This is a genomic window from Paraglaciecola chathamensis S18K6 (assembly GCA_000314955.1).
Taxonomy (GTDB): Bacteria; Pseudomonadota; Gammaproteobacteria; order Enterobacterales; family Alteromonadaceae; genus Paraglaciecola; species Paraglaciecola chathamensis.
On sequence record BAEM01000022.1, the window covers coordinates 101004 to 118064 of the forward strand.

A 17061-nucleotide genomic window follows, 5' to 3' on the forward strand; every position below is an offset into this window, starting at 1 on the left:
ATTGTAGAAAATTGTGATTAAATAAACGATGAGTAAACTAAATTTTGCAGCAAATATACAAGGGTACTTTTGGCCACTAACGCTTAACATATGGGGATTTTAGGAGCGCTTTTTCAGCGAGCAAAATTCCCACCATGATGTTTTTTGTTAGCATTTATTTGCACTGAACTTCGGCCTTTAGCCAAGGATGATCTATAGAAGTGATACCGCCTAGAAAAATACCACCATCAGTTTTTCCTGTGTTCTCCCCAATTACATCATAACCGTTAGGACATAACTCTGAAGCGCGTTTACTCCAAAAGGTCTTAAGCATTTCAGTTGAAGTTGTACCATTTCCATAATATTCGACGAGGTAATGGTTTTCACCTAGCTCTTTATCTTTATAACCGCCAGACCAAGTATGTGCTTGATAGCCCGTTGCACATCCAGTTAATAAAATACATCCTGTTATTAAGGCTAAATACTTCATTTTTACTCCATACTTGATTTGAATGCTAACCCTTATTATCGAGAATGCCGCATAGTTCACTTCCCGAATTGATGTTTATTCCGGTCATTTTCAGCACCTACCTTTTGGTTTTACTTCATACCATCACGCGCTTTATTAAGCCCAGAATTGCAAGAGCAAAAAAGAGCTGACGGGGTCGCTTTGACCATAACCCGACTTTACCGTTTGCTATTAAATGCTATGTGAAAAATATTTTCCACAGTTAAATTAAGCTCTTAGTGCTTTTGAGGGAAACTAAACGAGACTAAACAAAATGACATAACAGGGATGAGCATACCAGCAAGCAACATCGGCATTCTTCACTGCATTTCACTATGCCTGCTTTTTATACCTGCTCTTTTATACCTGCCCTCTTGTACAGCCCATTAAATACTAGAATCTTAACGAGTCAGGGAATTTATCATTGGTTTAAATAGGAACTTTTGATGCACAAAATGCCTATGCCAAAGTTGGCATATGACACTGATTTGCGCAGCATATTTTGTCAGATCTTATCTATCAAAATGTAAGGCCGAGGCGCAGCTAGTGTAATTGGCTTATTTTTCCACTAAGCCGTGGTCAACGGCGTAACAAATCAGTTCGGCTAGAGATTCTATATTAAGCTTACTTTTCATGTTGCGCCTGTGTGCTTCTACCGTGCGAAAACTGATATTTAAAATGCGGGCGATTTCTTTACTCGATTTCCCTTGCGCCACATGAGTTAGAATCAATTGCTCTCGCGTAGTCAGCTTTTGGCTGGTATCTCGTGCAGGTTTATCAATCAGCATTTTGGCTATTGAGCTACTAAAATGGGTTTGCCCTTTCGCTACCGCTTTAACAGCGTAATAAACCTCTTCTGATGTGGTGTCTTTAAGAATATAACCTGATGCCCCCGCTTGTATCGAACTGGTTACAAACTCTGGGCTGTCGTGCATGCTGAAAATCAGTACCTTGGTATCTTGTAGGCTATCTGTAATGATCTCGGTGGCATCAATGCCATTCATTGAAGGCATGCTGATATCCATCAAAATAACATCGGGCTTTAGCGCTAAGGCTTTTTCTAGGGCGTCTTTGCCGTCGTGGGTCATGCCGACTATTTCTATGTCGTCATAAAATGATAAACACGCGCTGAGCCCGCCTTGTACCATAGGGTGATCGTCGACCAATAAAAGACGCGTGGGTTGCTCGGTTTGTGTCTGGCTCATTCTGCTGGACCTTCTTTGACGGGTAATGTGTTAGCGTAGCTCGTTTTCGGGATGCGTGCTGTTACCTGTGTCCCTGCTTGTGACGAGTGCACACTAAACTCGCCTAAATGGTATTCCACTCGCTCCGCTAAGTTACGTAAACCAATACCATAATCATCGCCTTTACTGTTGTTGTCGGCGTCAAACCCTTGGCCATTATCCTTGATAGTTAAGGTTAACCATTTATCTTTTATGGTCATTTCTATATTTACTTCACTGGCGCGTGCGTGCTTTTGCACATTGATCAGCGATTCTTGCACCACCCGATACAGGGTCGTACTAATGCTGTTTTGCACCAATTTGCGTACCGCCGGTTTTGTTACATTCACCGTGATACCCGTTTGTTCACTAAACTCAGTGGCCAGTGCGTCCATCGCTGCTGATAAGCCTAATTCATCTAATATTCTTGGATGCAGATGATGAGAGATACGACGTATTTCACTGATCGCATCTTGCAAATTGCTTTGTGCATGATCCAGCGGTTGTGGTTTGTCTACCTTAGCCTTTTTAAGCCACAATCCGGTCGCTTCTAACGAGTACTTAATCGAGACCAAAACCTGCACTATGCCGTCGTGTAATTCTCGGGAAATATGGCGGCGCTCTTCTTCTTGCATATTGATGATCTTTAGCCCTAACTCACTGATTTTTTGATCGGTCTTCTTCTTTTGGCTCAAATTCAGGATCAAACCCAGCAAGAAAATAACAAAGATAGATGACATCGCGACGACTAAAATAATTTGCTTCGTTTTATTAATGTGTTGGTCAATTTCACGCTGTAGTTTATTTAGCTGGCTGTTCACATCATCTAAGTAAACACCTGTGCCAATCATCCAATTCCACTTTTCTAAGTAAACTGAGTAACCCATTTTCTCTGACATTTCATCTGCCGATGGTTTACGCCAAGGGTAACGATGAAATCCCCCACCCGCTTTGGCATTTTCAATGAGTATTTGAATGGTTTTGTCACCGTTTTCACCTTCAAGCTCCCACCAGTTTTGCCCCACGCGGTATGGCTCTTTGGGGTGTACGACTCCATTGCCTTCACCATCATATACAAAGAAATAACCATCATTACCGCTGTAAGTCATCGCATGGATGATTTCGGTTACTTGTGCTTTTGCTTCATCGTCGTCAATGGCACTGTTTTCATATGCGTCAGACATTGCTGAAACGGCGAGTAAGGTATAGTTTTGAAGTTCTCGATGTTTTTGCTCAATAAGAAAACTTTCTAACGTGTCTACACTCTGACTCGATAGATCTCGGTATTCATCCGTGACTAAAAAGTAAGTCAATATAGAGGTTAACACCACTTGCAGTACTGCTATAAACAGCAGGCGAAAGGGTAAAGTCATCTTGATGTAGCCTTGAAGCCGAGCTTAATCAGCGTGTTAATTTATTGTAAATATTAAGATGGGATTATTTCAGGCTTTACGCTAGCGCGCTAACCTATTTCTACCTAGGTAAATCTACCTAGTTAAAATGGGCATTCATACGAATAGTTACACACATACAAACATTTAACATTCCTCTAACAGTTTTTCACTTGATGTTAGCAATTAGCCAAGTGACTTTTTAAACGCTTAAGAGGAACCCTCAATGAAAGCAAAACACATACTACTCAGTGCCATCATATTAACCCTAGGGCTTAGTGCGAATGCCGGCGCTGCTGATGGCAAAAAATACCGCTGGCGTCTCGCGGAAACGTGGGGGCCTAACTTTCCGATTTTTGGTGATGCTAGCAAGAATATGGCAAAAATGGTCAAAGAAATGTCAGATGGCCGTTTAACCATTCGAATTGATTCAGCCAATAAGCATAAATCTGCCTTGGGTATTTTTGACTTTGTTAAAAGCGGCCAGTACCAAATGGGCCACTCTGCATCTTACTACTGGAAAGGCAAAGATTTTAACACCATGTTCTTTACTACTGTGCCTTTTGGCATGACCGCGCCTGAACAATATGCTTGGTTCTATTACGGCGGCGGCATGGAGTTAATGAAAGAAACCTACGACAAATATGGCATTTTATCTTTCCCTGGTGGTAACACTGGCGTGCAAATGGGTGGTTGGTTCAGAAAAGAAATCAACACAGTTGCAGATTTAAAAGGGCTTAAAATGCGTATCCCTGGTTTTGCCGGTGAGGTATTAGCAAAACTAGGAGCCAGCCCAACCAATATCCCTTCTGCTGAGTTATACACCGCCCTAGAGCGTAACACTATTGATGCTTTAGAATGGGTTGGCCCATCGCTAGATTTACGCATGGGCTTTCACAAAATAGCGCCTTATTACTACACAGGCTGGCAAGAGCCCGCCACTGAGTTGCAGTTTATGGTTAATCAAAAAGCTTATGACTCATTGCCTGCTGATCTACAAAAAATACTCACTATCGCGATGAAAACCGCCGCTTACGATATGTATTCACAGTCTACGCACGAAAATGGTGTGAATCTTAAGGCGCTACAAACTGAATACCCAGATGTGAAAATTCGTACCTTTCCCCAGCCTGTCATGAATGCCATACGTGAAGCAAACGACGAGCTACTTGCAGAATTTGCAGCGAAAGATGAAGAAACAGACAAAATCTTAAAATCTATCAAGCGCTACCAAGAACAAGTTCGCGCCTGGACCAAGTTCGCTGACCAAGCCTACTTAGAAAGCTTTGAGTCAAACGAGTAATTAGTTAGCTTGGGCAGTGGCGCAATCGTGACTGCCTAAGCTTACTTCCTATCCCATTTTTTAATCTTTGGTTGTTTGGCTGTTCCATAAGTTATTTGGAAGACAGCGCAGATACCACTGTGTCAGAGATTTATTATGAATTCAGTCGTTAAGTTACTAGGCAAGTTTATCGATGGTGTTGGCCATTTATGCAGCGTGCTGATGATGTTAATGATTTTGAACGTGTTTTACGACGTGATCATGCGTTACTTTTTCAATGAAGTCAGCATTGGTATGCAAGAGCTCGAATGGCACTTATTCGCAGCTATGTTTATGTTCGGTATTGGTTATACCTTAAAAGCCGATGGCCACGTGCGAGTCGATGTATTTTATGACAACTTCAGTCCGCGCGTAAAAGCCTACATCAATCTGTTTGGGGCGTTATTTTTTGTACTGCCTGTGACCTTCTTGATCCTTTACTACAGCTGGGATTACACCCTTGAAGCCTATGAAATGGGTGAAGGCAGCGCCGATCCCGGCGGGTTACCCCATCGCTTTATTATTCGCGGCGTTATCCCTGTTTCATCTGTGTTTCTTATTGTATGTGCGTTGTACGTAGTGCTTGAACAACTGCAACGCCTCACGGGTAGTACGCCTTCTTCTACAGAACATAAGGATGCCATCTAATGACGGGTTTAGTTTTATTTGGCATTGCCCTGCTGTGTTTATTTTTGGGCTATTCAGTGGCGTTTACGTTCGCCGGTGTCTCGGTATTAATTGGCGTAATTGTGCTAGGTGCAGACTTATTTGCTTTTATGCCTTATCGCATTATGAGCATCATGGAAAACACCACCATGATGGCTATCCCCATGTTTGTCTTTATGGGCATTGTGTTGCAAAAAACCGGCCTTGCGGAGCGTCTACTTGAGTCTTCCGCTAAGTTGTTTGGCGGTATCTCTGGTGGCGTGGCGGTATCAACCATAATCGTGGGTGCGTTGTTAGCGGCCTCAACCGGTGTAGTAGGCGCAAGCGTGGTCGCCATGGGCGTTATCTCTTTACCTGTCATGCTGAAAAATAATTATCACCAACCGACCGCTGCTGGTGTAATATGCGCGGCCGGCACGCTAGGGCAAATCATTCCACCGTCTATTATCTTGATAATTTTAGGTGACGTGATGGGCGTACCGGTAGGCGACTTGTTTCGTGCAGCCGTTATTCCAGGCGTATTGCTGATAGTGGTTTATACCCTTTACATCCTCGTGTTAGGAAAAATAAAGCCTGAGTTTTGCCCTCCGATTGACGTTACAGAAGATAAGCGAACCATCATTGTACAAGCTATTAAAGACATCTTTCCGCCGTTACTACTTATTGTTACCGTACTGGGCTCGATATTCACAGGGATTGCCACCCCAACTGAATCATCTGCCATCGGCGCTGTGGGTGCATTAGTTTTGTCTGCTATGTATGGCCGCTTTTCTTTTAAAGGGGTGCACGAAATTTCTGGCGAAACGGTCAAAGTGACTGCCATGATCTTCGCTGTACTCGTTGGCGCTACAGCATTTTCAATGGTGTTTAGTTATTCTGGTAGTGAATATTTAGTCGAAGATTTCTTTCTAGATTTACCCGGTGATAAGTGGACCTTCATCGTGCTGGCCATGGTGACCATTTTATTGCTTGGTTTCTTCATCGACTTTATTGAAATTTCCTTTTTGATAGTGCCTATTCTGACCCCGGTTGCCATGGTGTTAGATATTGATTTAATTTGGTTCGCCATCTTAATTTCAATGAATCTACAAACATCGTTTTTAACCCCGCCCTTTGGTTTTAGCTTGTTTTACCTCAAAGGCGTGGCCCCTAAATCTCTTAAAACCACGACTATTTATAAAGGCGTAGTGCCGTTTATTTTGATGCAAGTATTGGTCTTGCTGCTGGTCGTGATATTTCCTGAACATCTTATATTGCAATAACACACACATAGGACACACACATGAAAAAATCTATGCTCGCGTTAGCCATGCTTTCTCCCCTTGCAGCAAGCCAGTCAGCACACGCTGAGGTGACCGCTTATGGCCGAGTGCTATATAACATTATTAAAGACGACACGACTGACGATCTGTACTTTGGTCGCCATGAGTTTGCAGAATCGACCATAGGGGTAAAAGGCTCGGTTGAATACAATGACCTGACCTTTGGTGCACAGGTTGAAATTGGCCTAGATGAAGGTGTTTCCAATATCCTGCACGATGGTACGAACTCGCGAAACCGTATTCAAGAAATATGGGTGCAAGGCAAATTTGGTAAAGTGAAAATGGGCACAGGTGCGAGCATTACCTGGATTGTGTCAGACGTTGACCAGTCAGGCACTTGGTGGTCAGACCCTCTAGGTATGAGCCAACGCTTCGGTTCAACCCGCCGCGGCCCTGCTGGTGAAAGCCAAACGCCATTTATCACAACGCAATCAATCTTCCTTGAGCGCTTTGTGTATGAGTCACCTACGTTTTTAGACGGTGCTAAGTTTTACGCCCAATACGGTGAAGACAGCAGCTATGAAATAGCGGTCAAATACAAGGCTAATGGTTGGCGTGTTAATGCATGGTCTACCGATTTTGGTGATGCCGATAACGATGAAGATCCTCAAGCTAACATCGACGGCAATAGCACTGAAGGCTTCTTTGGTTCGGAAAGTGGCTACGGTATTTTAGCGGGGTACTTACATGATTCAGGTGTTAACTTTAGTGCGACTTATGGCGTGGCCGATCGAGTGGCAGGTGGTGACAGCGATTTCTTAAACTGGAAGTTAGGCTATACCCAAGGTAAACACGCAGTTAGTTACAGTATGGGTAATTATGGCGCTGAAGATGCCAGCGGTATTGATGGGCCTGATCACACTAGAACCACTGTTGCGTATCACTTTGTACCCGTCGCGGGGGTGAGATTCTGGGCACAGGCAACGAAGGGCGATACAGACGAAGAAGAAAGCTTCAATGCTTTCGCTGTTGGTGGCATGGTGCAGTTCTAGTTTGCGTCTGAGCTAGTTCACAGGCTTTTGGCACTGCGCTTTTATCATCGCTGTGCGCTTTCAAAGCTGTGCACTTATCACCGCTGTGCACTTAACTCAGCCGTGCATTTGCATTAAAAATGTCTCGCAACAATAACGCCCATCGCGTTATTGTTGCCTAGGCTATACGTTTTCATCAGGTAAGGTTTTTAGAATGTCACTATATCGCGCTATAACGCAAGGTTCACAAATGAGCCCGCGCCCACCACACAGCAAAGCTGTGCTTAATTCCATGTTTGCTGTGCTGCTGAGCGTCAGCGGCCCTGCCCTCGCCCAAGAAGAACTGGAAGGCCCTGGGATATTTTCAGGGGAAAAAGGGGAATTCTCGTTAAGCGACATATTCTCTGACAAAGAAGCGGATAGCAAAGCTCAAGCCCCAGCTCAAGAGAAAAATTCAGCCAAGGAGCATACGCAAGATAACCCGCAACAAAAAACAAGCGGTACGATTGTTAAGCCCGCTGAGAATACGCTCAGCAACAACAGCGCGTTTGCTAAGGCAAATCCTGCTAATCAAACCAACACGCACGCGTCTTCAAAACAAGATGAGTTTACCCTGTTTAAAGCGTGGAAATCGGCTAAAGCCGAAAACAGCCCTGCTTACCAAGAGTTTTTATTGTGGCTTGAATTTCAAGAATACAAACACAAGAAAAGCGACTAACACGTCGCTTTTCTATCTATGCTAATACCGGACTGTATGAAAACCGGACTTTGCTAAAAGCAGGTTTATCCAGTACGCATTAATTTGCTTAAATGGTATTAATCCCCGATAACACCACAGGCTACGCGACTTCCACCACCGCCGAGCTTTTCGGGGGAATCAGAGTAATTGTCACCACCTGCATGGATCATCAGTGCTCTACCTTCGATATCATCTAGTTCCAATTCTGGCGCAAATATCGGTTTGCTTGCCTTACCATTATTATCAACAAATAATGTGGGTAAGTCGCCCTCGTGGCCCTTTTCTGACCAAGGTACACTGTGCTTATCTGTGTCTTCAGGGTCAAAGTGGCCGCCAGCAGCACCGCCTAATACGTTTTTGCCGTCTTTCATTGCCGAAGAACAGTCACCGTTCTCATGAATATGAAAACCATGCATCCCCGGTGTTAATCCACTAAGCTCAGGAGTGAAGACGACACCGTCATCATCATAATCACGCACCATGACACTGCCGATGCTTTCGCCAGTTTTAAGATCATTCATAACAATTTTTTTGCCATCTTCGGAATCGCCAGCAAAACTTGCTGTACTTAGCGCCAAAGAAATTGAGCCCGCTAATATAGGTAGTAAAAATTTCTTCATTACGTCCTCCGTTATACTGTCTTGGTCACTGCGATATCGTCTTTGAAAAACGGCAAACCCTAAGCTGCCAACCTTAAAGAACGTGATATTGCAGAAACTATTGTTGTGCAAACAGGTAAGAGCATAAAGCACACCAAATTATATCCATAATGCACAAAGCGCTATAGCCCATGTACAGCAAGGTGACCGCTACTTTGCAAATGGTAGCTAGCAACGCTAACGTGACTAAACACAGGTATTTAAGGGTAAATTATTCATACCCTGATACGCATATTTTACCGAGTTCGCTCAGATAATCCTTCGGGTAAACAACGCCTTGAATAATTCAAAAGTACAACCGCTTGCAACTTAGTTTGCTAGTGAAAACCCGTATTCGTTCACGTACCATGAGGCAAAATAACCCTGCAATTGATAGCAAAAACGATAGGAGATACTTTGCAAAGCAAAAGTTGGACATTACAAGATGCGCAGCAATTAGCCGCTGATTTTCCGTATACCTTTTACAAACCATCAAACGAAGTGGTGTCAAAACTTCAGCCAGGTAATCAGGTAAAACTGATATTTGAGTTTGCATCCGATGACCCTGAAGCACCGTCAGCAGAGCGCATGTGGGTAGAAATACACGATCACAAAAACGGTGTGTATTCTGGATATCTTAATAACGAGCCAATGTACATAACAGACCTAAAGCACAGAGATTGCATTGAGTTTCGAGAGTGCCATATCATGGACACAGATTTAGATGATCCTGTGCCTTCGCTCCCCGATAAATATATTAAGCGCTGCTTCGTAACCCACAATATACTTCACCAAGACCAGCCAGTGGGTTTCTTATATCGAGAACAACCCGAGTATGATGACGACAGTGGATGGCGGATCACAGCGGGTAATGAAACAGACGAATATATGCTCGACCCCAGTAATTCATCTTATGTGTCACTTGGTGCTGTGCTGCGAAAAGATGACAGTTTCCTCGCACTTACCGAAAGCGACATTGGAATGGCATTTATAAAAGACGATAAGGGTAACTTCGTCGTGTTAGAAGACTAAGTAAATCATAATCTGACTAAGTCATAGGCTCACATACCCGCTAGCGCGTGAAAGCCCATAAAAACGAACAGCGAAGATTACAGCATTTCACGTTAATCAGTTTTCTCTCAGCGAGAGCCAAAAAAAAGAGCATCTTTGTGCAAGATGCTCTTTTATTCTATAGGTGTAAATACAGGTGTAAATAATACCTAGCTTTGATAGCTTAGGCCGCTGTGCTTAAGCGTTATCTTGACGTTTTTTGTTATGACGTTTGGCGCGTTTTTCAGCCATAGCATTAAACTTTTCTAACTGCTCAGCGGTTAAGATTTGTTGCACTTTGACCCGCATATCAGCCATTTTTAATACACGTTCTTTCGCGCGTTCAGCACTAAGATTAGCCAGCTCATTTAAATCTTGCTCATAGTTTGCATCAGAGGCATCAAGTGCAGCCAGCTGTGCTTTTAATGAGGTTTGCGAGCCTTTTTCAGGGCGGTCTGCGCGCATTTCTGCTTTTAACGCTTTAAGTTGGTCTTTTTGCTCATCACTTAAATCGAGTACGCGTACCATTTTATGGATCGGCAAAAAGCCTTGGCCGCGATGTCCGTCTGAATGTTTGCCGCCCGCAAAGGCAGTTGTTGCGATACATGCACTTAATAAAACGCCAGTAATTAATTTTTTCATCTTAATATTCCTACTTGGTTTGGGTCATTAAAATAAATGACGTGGGTAAAGAGTTTGTTTAATCAACGGTGCTCAGTATGCACATTCGGTTCGATAAGTAGGGTTAAGCTAGTGTAAAGTTCAGTAAAGTTACCCCCAGATAAAAATAAAGCGGTTAATCTTGATTTATGAAAACTGAAAAATACAAAATCCTATTAGTAGACGACGATGAAACCCTGTGTGCCTTGCTCAGCGAATTTTTGCAAGCAGAAGGGTTTGAGGTTGAAACTCTTCATACCGGCGATGCTGCCACAGAACGCTTACTGCAAAGCGATGAATTCGACACGGTCGTACTTGATATAATGATGCCCGGCATGTCTGGTCTCGATGTATTGCGCAGCGTGCGCGCAAAACGCCAAGTGCCAATACTGATGCTGACCGGTAGAGGCGACGACATTGACAGAATCGTTGGCCTTGAAATGGGCGCTGATGACTATTTGGGTAAGCCTTGTAACCCCAGAGAACTCAGTGCGCGCATTAAGGCGATTATTCGCCGCACTGAAAACTCCCTTGGCAATGGTCTGAACACAAAGCCAATTGTGCATACTCAGTTACACGGTATCGAGCTAGATACTGGCACGCGCACCGCCTTAGTTAATAACACCCCCTTGCCGCTAACCAGTGCGGAATTTAATGCGTTAAGTTTACTGATGACGCGCGCAGGGCAAACAATATCAAAACAAGACATGACCCAAGAAGTATTGAATCGCCCTCTTGAGGCATACGATCGCGCCATGGACGTTCATATCAGCCGTATTCGTCAAAAGCTCTCGTCAGAGGGGATCAACGATGTGATTAAGTCTATTCGCGGTGTCGGCTATCAAATGTTAACTGAACAACAACCAAGCCAAAGCGACGACTAAAGATGCGAAGATTGAGTGCTTTATTGACAACTGCGTATCAAAAACTAGGTTTTAAGCGTTTATTTTGGCGCATTTTTATTTGTTTTTGGTTATCAAGCTTGTTGGTCATGATTGCCACAGGCTTTGTTATCATCAGTAAGTATTCGTCTGAAGAATACACCAAGCGCTATCGCAATGATGTGCTCACTCAAGCGGAGCGTATTGTGTGGCGTTATGAGCAAGCCCTTGCTGTACAAACGAGCCGCCCAATAAAATTAAAAAGTTGGATTGCCAAAAAAGAAAATCGCCGCGGGCATTTAATGCCTATGCTGATATCAGATGATGTTAACCAGCGTATTTATCACTACCGGCTTAACAAAGTAAAACCTGAAGACCGCTTAGAATATGAAGTATTAGGGCCCTCTGGTCGCACTTATCGCGTTTTCAGTAGAAAGCCGCAAACACCTAGAATATACACCCAACTGATGTATCGCTTTCAGTCATTGCAGTTTGTGTTTATCTTTTTCGCATCCGCTTTGGTCAGTGCGCTACTCAGTTGGAGCATCACGCGACCACTGAACTACCTCGGTTCATTTAGCCGCCGTTATGCCAATGAACAGGAAGTAACACCTCTGCCAAGAACACTGCTGACCCGGGGAGACGAGCTGTCTGATCTGGCCACTGATATTGAGTTTATGGTGAACAAAACCCACGCTGCCGCCAGTACTCAGCAACAATTACTGCACGATGTTTCTCATGAATTACGCGCCCCATTGGCACGATTGCAGGTATCAGCGGCGTTAATAGAGCAAAAATCGCCGGACAGCCGACATGTAAAACAGATACACAGCGACTGTTTACGCATCGATCAGCTTATTCAACAAATACTGGATTATTCAAAACTTGAGCAAAGCAACCCCAGTCCTGAGCCATGCGATATTGACGCACTGTGCAATCAAGTGATTGATAATATGGCGGTTACCTACCCTGGAGTTCCTGTGGAATATACCCCAGATAGCAAAGCGCATATATCGGGATTTCCAGAAGCCTTGTTACAGGCCTTAGACAATATTATCGGCAATGCATGCAAGTATTCTGCAAGCGGTGAGCTGGTGCAAATAACGACCTTAAGTCGCCCAACTAGCGTACTCATTACCGTTCGCGACCATGGGCCGGGTGTGAACGAAGAAGAAATGTCGAAGTTACTCCAACCTTTTTATCGGGCGGGGAATGAAATGCATACCAATGGGTTTGGTTTAGGATTGAGCATCGCGCTAAAAGCGATTAACAAGCATAAAGGCGAATTACGTATGTCTACCCCTGATGATGGCGGGCTTAAAGTAGAGATTATTTTACCAAAGGTCGCCGTGTAGCCTAGCCACATAATAACGGGGAGTACGGCTAAGGCCCCTCCCCTAAGTAAATTCGCATTATTCGCGCTAGCTAGCGTTAAACACCTGAAAAGCAGTATTTTTAGCCTGTAACGTATAGCCCTTGGTTTTTAACGCCCAAGCTCTTTTTTATTAAGGGCGCAGCTATTTATCGGGCGCGGCTATTTAAAGGGTGCAGCCGCTTTCAGTTTAAGACGTGTATACGAGTATAAAGACGATTGGTCATGCGCTGGGTAAAATGCACGCTTTGGCGCAGCGCCTTGAACAAGACCGTTTAAACTTGCACAACTAAATCACTGCTCAAAGCAAGTGAACTGTCCTGTAGTTTGCTTATGTTTACCCGTTGACGCTGGGTAATAAATTTTGTGCCTAGCACATACGCCTTGGCGTGATTTACTGCATCCACTGAGAGAAGTTCATCACCGTTAAAATACCAAACAGAAAAACTCTGAGGATTGTCGCATTCGTGACGCACCACCACCTTGTCATAACCTTGCGACAACCCGACCATTTGCAGTTTCACCGCATATTGATCTGACCAAAACCAAGGTATGGCATTCACTTTTGGGGGTTTGGCACATATCACTGCCGCAACCACTTTGGCTTGCTCAAGGGCATTTTGCACTGACTCTAAGCGTAACCAACGCTGATAATGTGTATTGAACTGGGCACAACAATCGCCAATCGCATAAATACTGTCATCGCTGGTTTGGTTATTGGCATCGACTGCGATGCCATTGTCTATTTTCAGCCCTGCCTTTTCAGCCAAATGGGTATTCACGTGCACCCCAACCCCCACCACTATGATGTCTGCAGGGTATTGGCTGCCATCACTACAAATAACGAGGTTTTCGTTGTTATGGGTCTGTATTTCGCTGACGTTTTTGGCATTGAATACGGCAACCCTATTTTCTTGATGTAAACGATAAAAGTAATCAGACATATCTGGAGCAGTCACTCGGGCAAGCAAACGAGATTCACGCTCTAGCACTGTCACCTGAGCCCCGCACTGTCGCAGTGACGCAGCAGCCTCAAGGCCGACATAGCCGCCACCAATTACCACCACGCGTTTTTGCTGGCAGGTATTAAATGCCTGTGCGATTGCCTGCGCATCATTAGCAGTGCGAAGCGTATACAAATGCGCTGCGCTCGCTACCCCAGAAATGGGCGGAATAATCGGCTGCGCGCCAGTAGCAAGCACGAGTTGCGTGTAAACGTGAGACGAACCATCATCAAGTGTCACGGTTTTTTCACTGGGGTCAACATCAATCACTGTCACGCCCAACTGTAAGTCTATGTCAGCTTTTTCATAGGCCTGAAGGGGTTTAAGCAACTGCCCTGCTGGCTCATCACTAATGAGGTGTTTTTTGGATAGTGGAGGCCGGTGATAAGGTACGCGCTTGTCAGTATCAATTAACTGAATGCGCCCCGTGTATCCTTCTTTGCGTAATGCAAAAGCTAAGTTCACCCCGCCATGGCTGGCACCAACAATAATACAAGTCTCTTGGGGAAGCTGAGCGTTCATCATGGTTTATTACCTATTCACTGAATTATTTGGGCTTACTGACCGGCTACGGTGAGTACCAGCCCATCTAGTTCTGGGGTGATATCAATCTGACAACATAACCGGCTATATTCATCGGCGTCATCGTCGAGCTCAAGCATGTCTTTTTCAATTTCACTGGCTTGACCAACCAAAGAAAATTGCTCTTTTGCCACATGTACGTGGCAGGTGGCACAGGAGCACACCCCGCCGCAATCACCATCAATGCCCGCTACGTTGTTTTCTACCGCGAGCTCCATCACCGAGCCTGATTCGCCGTGTACCGTGACGGGGATATTGTCTTGCGTAATAAAAGTAATATTTGCCATGTTTTGGTCCTCTACGTTAATTGGGGATCGGTGGATGCCATAACACCGATGCGAACTATCTTGTCAATTAGCACTATCGCGGGTGAAAGTGAACATTCAGCCGATGAAAACCGACTTTACGTTCAAATTCGCCTAACTGTTCTATGTTCTCTTCAAAGTCAACTATATCGATGGAGCCCACCTTCTCTATTAAGGTTTCGACCAACACGCGCATGATTTGCCGCGCATGAGTAGCCCCTAGGCAATTGTGATGACTAAAACCAAAGCTCACATGAGGGTTGAGTTTTCGGTCAAGAATGACTTCTTCGGGTGATTCAAACACACTTGCGTCCCGATTCGCCGACGCCCAGCAAAGAGAGACTCGCGAGTCGGCTTTGATTGCGTGCTCGCACACTGTGCTGTCTTGTGTAGCCACTCTGCCCATTTGCGTTAATGGAGCAAAATAACGAATGAGTTCTTCAATTGCGCGACCGATAATGTCAGGTTCATTGCGTAGGCGAGTCAATGATTCGGGGTGCTCAGCAAAATAGCTAATGGTGTTGGTCACTGCATTAATGACAGTATCTCGGCCACCAGCGAACGTTAAAATCATGATCCCCTTGATTTCCTCATGAGTGAGCTTTTTCCCTTCCACCTCTGCTGCCAACAACACCGAGTACAAGTCACCCTCTGGGTCAGCGCTAGCTGCGTTAATCTTCTCATCAATGTAATCGTATAAAAGCCCTGCTTTGTCTTTGTCTAACGGGTCATCTTCACTGCGAAATACATGTGTGCCCCAACCGATCCAGGTGTCGGCTTCGCTGGCATCTGTATTGAGTAACAAGGTCAATGCTCGCGACTGCAAACACAAAGAGAACGCTTCTACTGCGTCGATGACACCTTTAGTTAATACTTCATCCACCAGCGCGTTAACCTGCTGGCCTAATTGAGCGCGATATTCATTACCAAGCGGTCGCTTAAACCAAGGGTCAAGCAATGCGCGAAACGAGCCATGCATGGGCGGGTCAACTTCAAATGGTATTTGTCGTGTATCACGAATATTGACTTCAGAAGGGATCACGATGCGACCAGGGGCCGCGCCAGATTGAAAGGTCTTCCAGTTATGCGCTGTTTTGCGAACATCCTTTAAGCGCAAAATCATGGTCACAGGATCATCTTGGTCGTTCATGTACGCGCAGCCACTGTGCTCACGGGCACCCGTAAACGGATCAGGAGATTGGTATTTTTTCATTGTTCGCCTCAAAGTAAATAACAACTACTTAACATCTTGAGGGCTATATTAAGTGCCATAACATGAGATAAATACCGCCATTCAAACTAAAAATGTCATATTTCGACTGTCATCAATTCAAATTGGTCTTAATACCAATTCCATTAAATAAAGGATATTTATCAGAAAATCATCATAAAAAGGAGTATGACAAGCACTACAGGTATCGTAGACGGCAACGCAGATTTAAAACGTTTCTTTCGCCCAAGTGGTTTTGGGGTTGTCGTTATCGGCGGTGCTCTTTGAGCTGTGACTGCTATCAATAGTATCTGCGCTTTCTGCATTTTCTGCATTTTCTGCATTTTCTGCGCTTTCAGCGTGCTGGGCACGGCGGTGAATATCGCTGCGGTATTGATAAGGTGTGACGCCATAATATTTTTTAAAATGCGCTATAAAATGTGACGGGCTAGAAAATGCCATTTCATAGCTTATTTGAGTGACGGAATATTTGCTCTGGCTCAACATGCGTGCCCCGTGATACAGCTTGTGCTGCAAAATATAATTGGCATATGTGTGACGGAACACACTCTTAAACAACCGCGAAAAATGAGAAGTGGATAAATGACACTTTTCTGCGGCCTCTCCCACTGACAAATTGACGTATTCATCGTGTTTAAAGAGTTTTATCACCGGCATTAAGCGTGAATAACCTTGCACATGACGTAAGGTATGCTCGGAATTTTGCTCAACTTGTTGAGCTTGATCAGCTATCCACAGCAAGAGTAAATTCAGTAAGGCTACGCTTTTCTCACTGCGTGGTTGATGCTCGAAACAGTCTAATAACCAGCGACATTGTTGCTGTACAACATCGATATTCTGACGGTTCATGCGTAAATGCATACCCCGGTTAAACAACGGCTTAACTGATTGAAATTGTGGTAAGTCGAGAATTTTAGGCACAAACTGAATTAAGTACCAAGACTTAGCTTTAGGGCTTATTTCGTAGTTGTGCACCTCTAATGCTGGGGTTAAAACAATGTCATTATTAGCCAGTTGTGAATCCCCTTGACTGGAAAAGTAACAACCTTCAATGTCTTCAAAAATGATCAGTTCATGCACTTCATGGAAATGCATTAAACAAGAGTACGGCTCGGCGTCTTGGTAGCTGATTTTTTGAATATCAAACAGGTATTCTTTGGCAATGCACAAAGGCTCACAATAGACATTTTGTTGTTTCATTACACCCTCATTGTTAAC

At 44.3% G+C, this 17061-nt stretch carries 17 protein-coding genes; 8 read left to right on the forward strand and 9 right to left on the reverse strand.

Features of this window, described 5'->3' with window-relative positions:
* Window positions 1-154 precede the first annotated feature (154 nt).
* The 3 genes from GCHA_RS22315 to GCHA_RS06655 all read right to left on the reverse strand — a co-directional run bounded on the left by GCHA_RS22315 (window position 155) and on the right by GCHA_RS06655 (window position 3083).
* A complete protein-coding gene (locus GCHA_RS22315; RefSeq protein ID WP_007986410.1) occupies window positions 155-469 on the reverse strand; it encodes a CC0125/CC1285 family lipoprotein in 315 nt (104 codons plus the stop codon).
* A 575-nt stretch (window positions 470-1044) separates the two neighbouring features.
* Window positions 1045-1692, reverse strand: a complete 648-nt coding sequence (locus GCHA_RS06650) for a response regulator (RefSeq protein WP_007986411.1) — start codon at window positions 1690-1692, stop codon at window positions 1045-1047.
* Window positions 1689-3083, reverse strand: a complete 1395-nt coding sequence (locus tag GCHA_RS06655; RefSeq protein ID WP_007986412.1) for a cache domain-containing protein — start codon at window positions 3081-3083, stop codon at window positions 1689-1691. The genes GCHA_RS06650 and GCHA_RS06655 overlap by 4 nt, the downstream gene beginning before the upstream one ends.
* A gap of 244 nt (window positions 3084-3327) precedes the next feature.
* Between GCHA_RS06655 and GCHA_RS06660 the strand changes: the two genes are divergently transcribed.
* From GCHA_RS06660 to GCHA_RS06680, 5 genes are all read left to right on the forward strand, one after another.
* Window positions 3328-4404, forward strand: coding sequence for a TRAP transporter substrate-binding protein (locus GCHA_RS06660; RefSeq protein ID WP_007986413.1), 1077 nt, complete (start codon window positions 3328-3330; stop codon window positions 4402-4404).
* A 135-nt stretch (window positions 4405-4539) separates the two neighbouring features.
* Window positions 4540-5070, forward strand: coding sequence for a TRAP transporter small permease subunit (locus GCHA_RS06665; protein WP_007986414.1), 531 nt, complete (start codon window positions 4540-4542; stop codon window positions 5068-5070).
* Window positions 5070-6350 (forward strand): TRAP transporter large permease, encoded by a 1281-nt coding sequence (locus GCHA_RS06670; protein ID WP_007986415.1) that lies wholly within the window; start codon window positions 5070-5072, stop codon window positions 6348-6350. The genes GCHA_RS06665 and GCHA_RS06670 overlap by 1 nt, the downstream gene beginning before the upstream one ends.
* 20 nt (window positions 6351-6370) lie before the next feature.
* Window positions 6371-7402 (forward strand): porin family protein, encoded by a 1032-nt coding sequence (locus GCHA_RS06675; protein ID WP_007986416.1) that lies wholly within the window; start codon window positions 6371-6373, stop codon window positions 7400-7402.
* Window positions 7403-7631: 229 nt separating this feature from the next.
* Window positions 7632-8099 carry a hypothetical protein gene (locus GCHA_RS06680; RefSeq protein ID WP_007986417.1) on the forward strand — a complete coding sequence of 156 codons (468 nt, stop codon included), beginning with the start codon at window positions 7632-7634 and terminating at the stop codon, window positions 8097-8099.
* Between the two features lie 98 nt (window positions 8100-8197).
* On the opposite strand, the gene sodC is transcribed toward GCHA_RS06680, so the two are convergent.
* Window positions 8198-8740 carry a superoxide dismutase family protein gene (gene sodC / locus GCHA_RS06685; protein ID WP_007986418.1) on the reverse strand — a complete coding sequence of 181 codons (543 nt, stop codon included), beginning with the start codon at window positions 8738-8740 and terminating at the stop codon, window positions 8198-8200.
* A gap of 435 nt (window positions 8741-9175) precedes the next feature.
* Here sodC and GCHA_RS06690 point away from each other — a divergent pair, with 435 nt between their 5' ends.
* Window positions 9176-9790, forward strand: a complete 615-nt coding sequence (locus GCHA_RS06690; protein WP_007986421.1) for an immunity protein Imm33 domain-containing protein — start codon at window positions 9176-9178, stop codon at window positions 9788-9790.
* A gap of 216 nt (window positions 9791-10006) precedes the next feature.
* Here GCHA_RS06690 and GCHA_RS06695 read toward each other — a convergent pair whose 3' ends face one another.
* Window positions 10007-10450: a Spy/CpxP family protein refolding chaperone gene (locus GCHA_RS06695; protein WP_007986424.1), complete on the reverse strand. Its 444-nt coding sequence runs from the start codon at window positions 10448-10450 to the stop codon at window positions 10007-10009.
* Between the two features lie 167 nt (window positions 10451-10617).
* Between GCHA_RS06695 and GCHA_RS06700 the strand changes: the two genes are divergently transcribed.
* Complete coding sequence (locus GCHA_RS06700) at window positions 10618-11352, forward strand: response regulator transcription factor (RefSeq protein ID WP_007986426.1); 735 nt, start codon at window positions 10618-10620, stop codon at window positions 11350-11352.
* 2 nt (window positions 11353-11354) lie between these two features.
* Complete coding sequence (locus tag GCHA_RS06705) at window positions 11355-12704, forward strand: sensor histidine kinase (RefSeq protein WP_007986428.1); 1350 nt, start codon at window positions 11355-11357, stop codon at window positions 12702-12704.
* Window positions 12705-12996: 292 nt separating this feature from the next.
* On the opposite strand, the gene GCHA_RS06710 is transcribed toward GCHA_RS06705, so the two are convergent.
* The 4 genes from GCHA_RS06710 to GCHA_RS06725 form a co-directional block, all read right to left on the reverse strand.
* Complete coding sequence (locus tag GCHA_RS06710; protein ID WP_007986429.1) at window positions 12997-14250, reverse strand: NAD(P)/FAD-dependent oxidoreductase; 1254 nt, start codon at window positions 14248-14250, stop codon at window positions 12997-12999.
* Window positions 14251-14282: 32 nt separating this feature from the next.
* Window positions 14283-14594 (reverse strand): 2Fe-2S iron-sulfur cluster-binding protein, encoded by a 312-nt coding sequence (locus GCHA_RS06715; RefSeq protein ID WP_007986431.1) that lies wholly within the window; start codon window positions 14592-14594, stop codon window positions 14283-14285.
* 73 nt (window positions 14595-14667) lie between these two features.
* Window positions 14668-15825, reverse strand: coding sequence for a cytochrome P450 (locus GCHA_RS06720; protein WP_007986433.1), 1158 nt, complete (start codon window positions 15823-15825; stop codon window positions 14668-14670).
* Window positions 15826-16050: 225 nt separating this feature from the next.
* Window positions 16051-17043, reverse strand: a complete 993-nt coding sequence (locus GCHA_RS06725; RefSeq protein ID WP_007986435.1) for an AraC family transcriptional regulator — start codon at window positions 17041-17043, stop codon at window positions 16051-16053.
* Window positions 17044-17061: the final 18 nt, after the last annotated feature.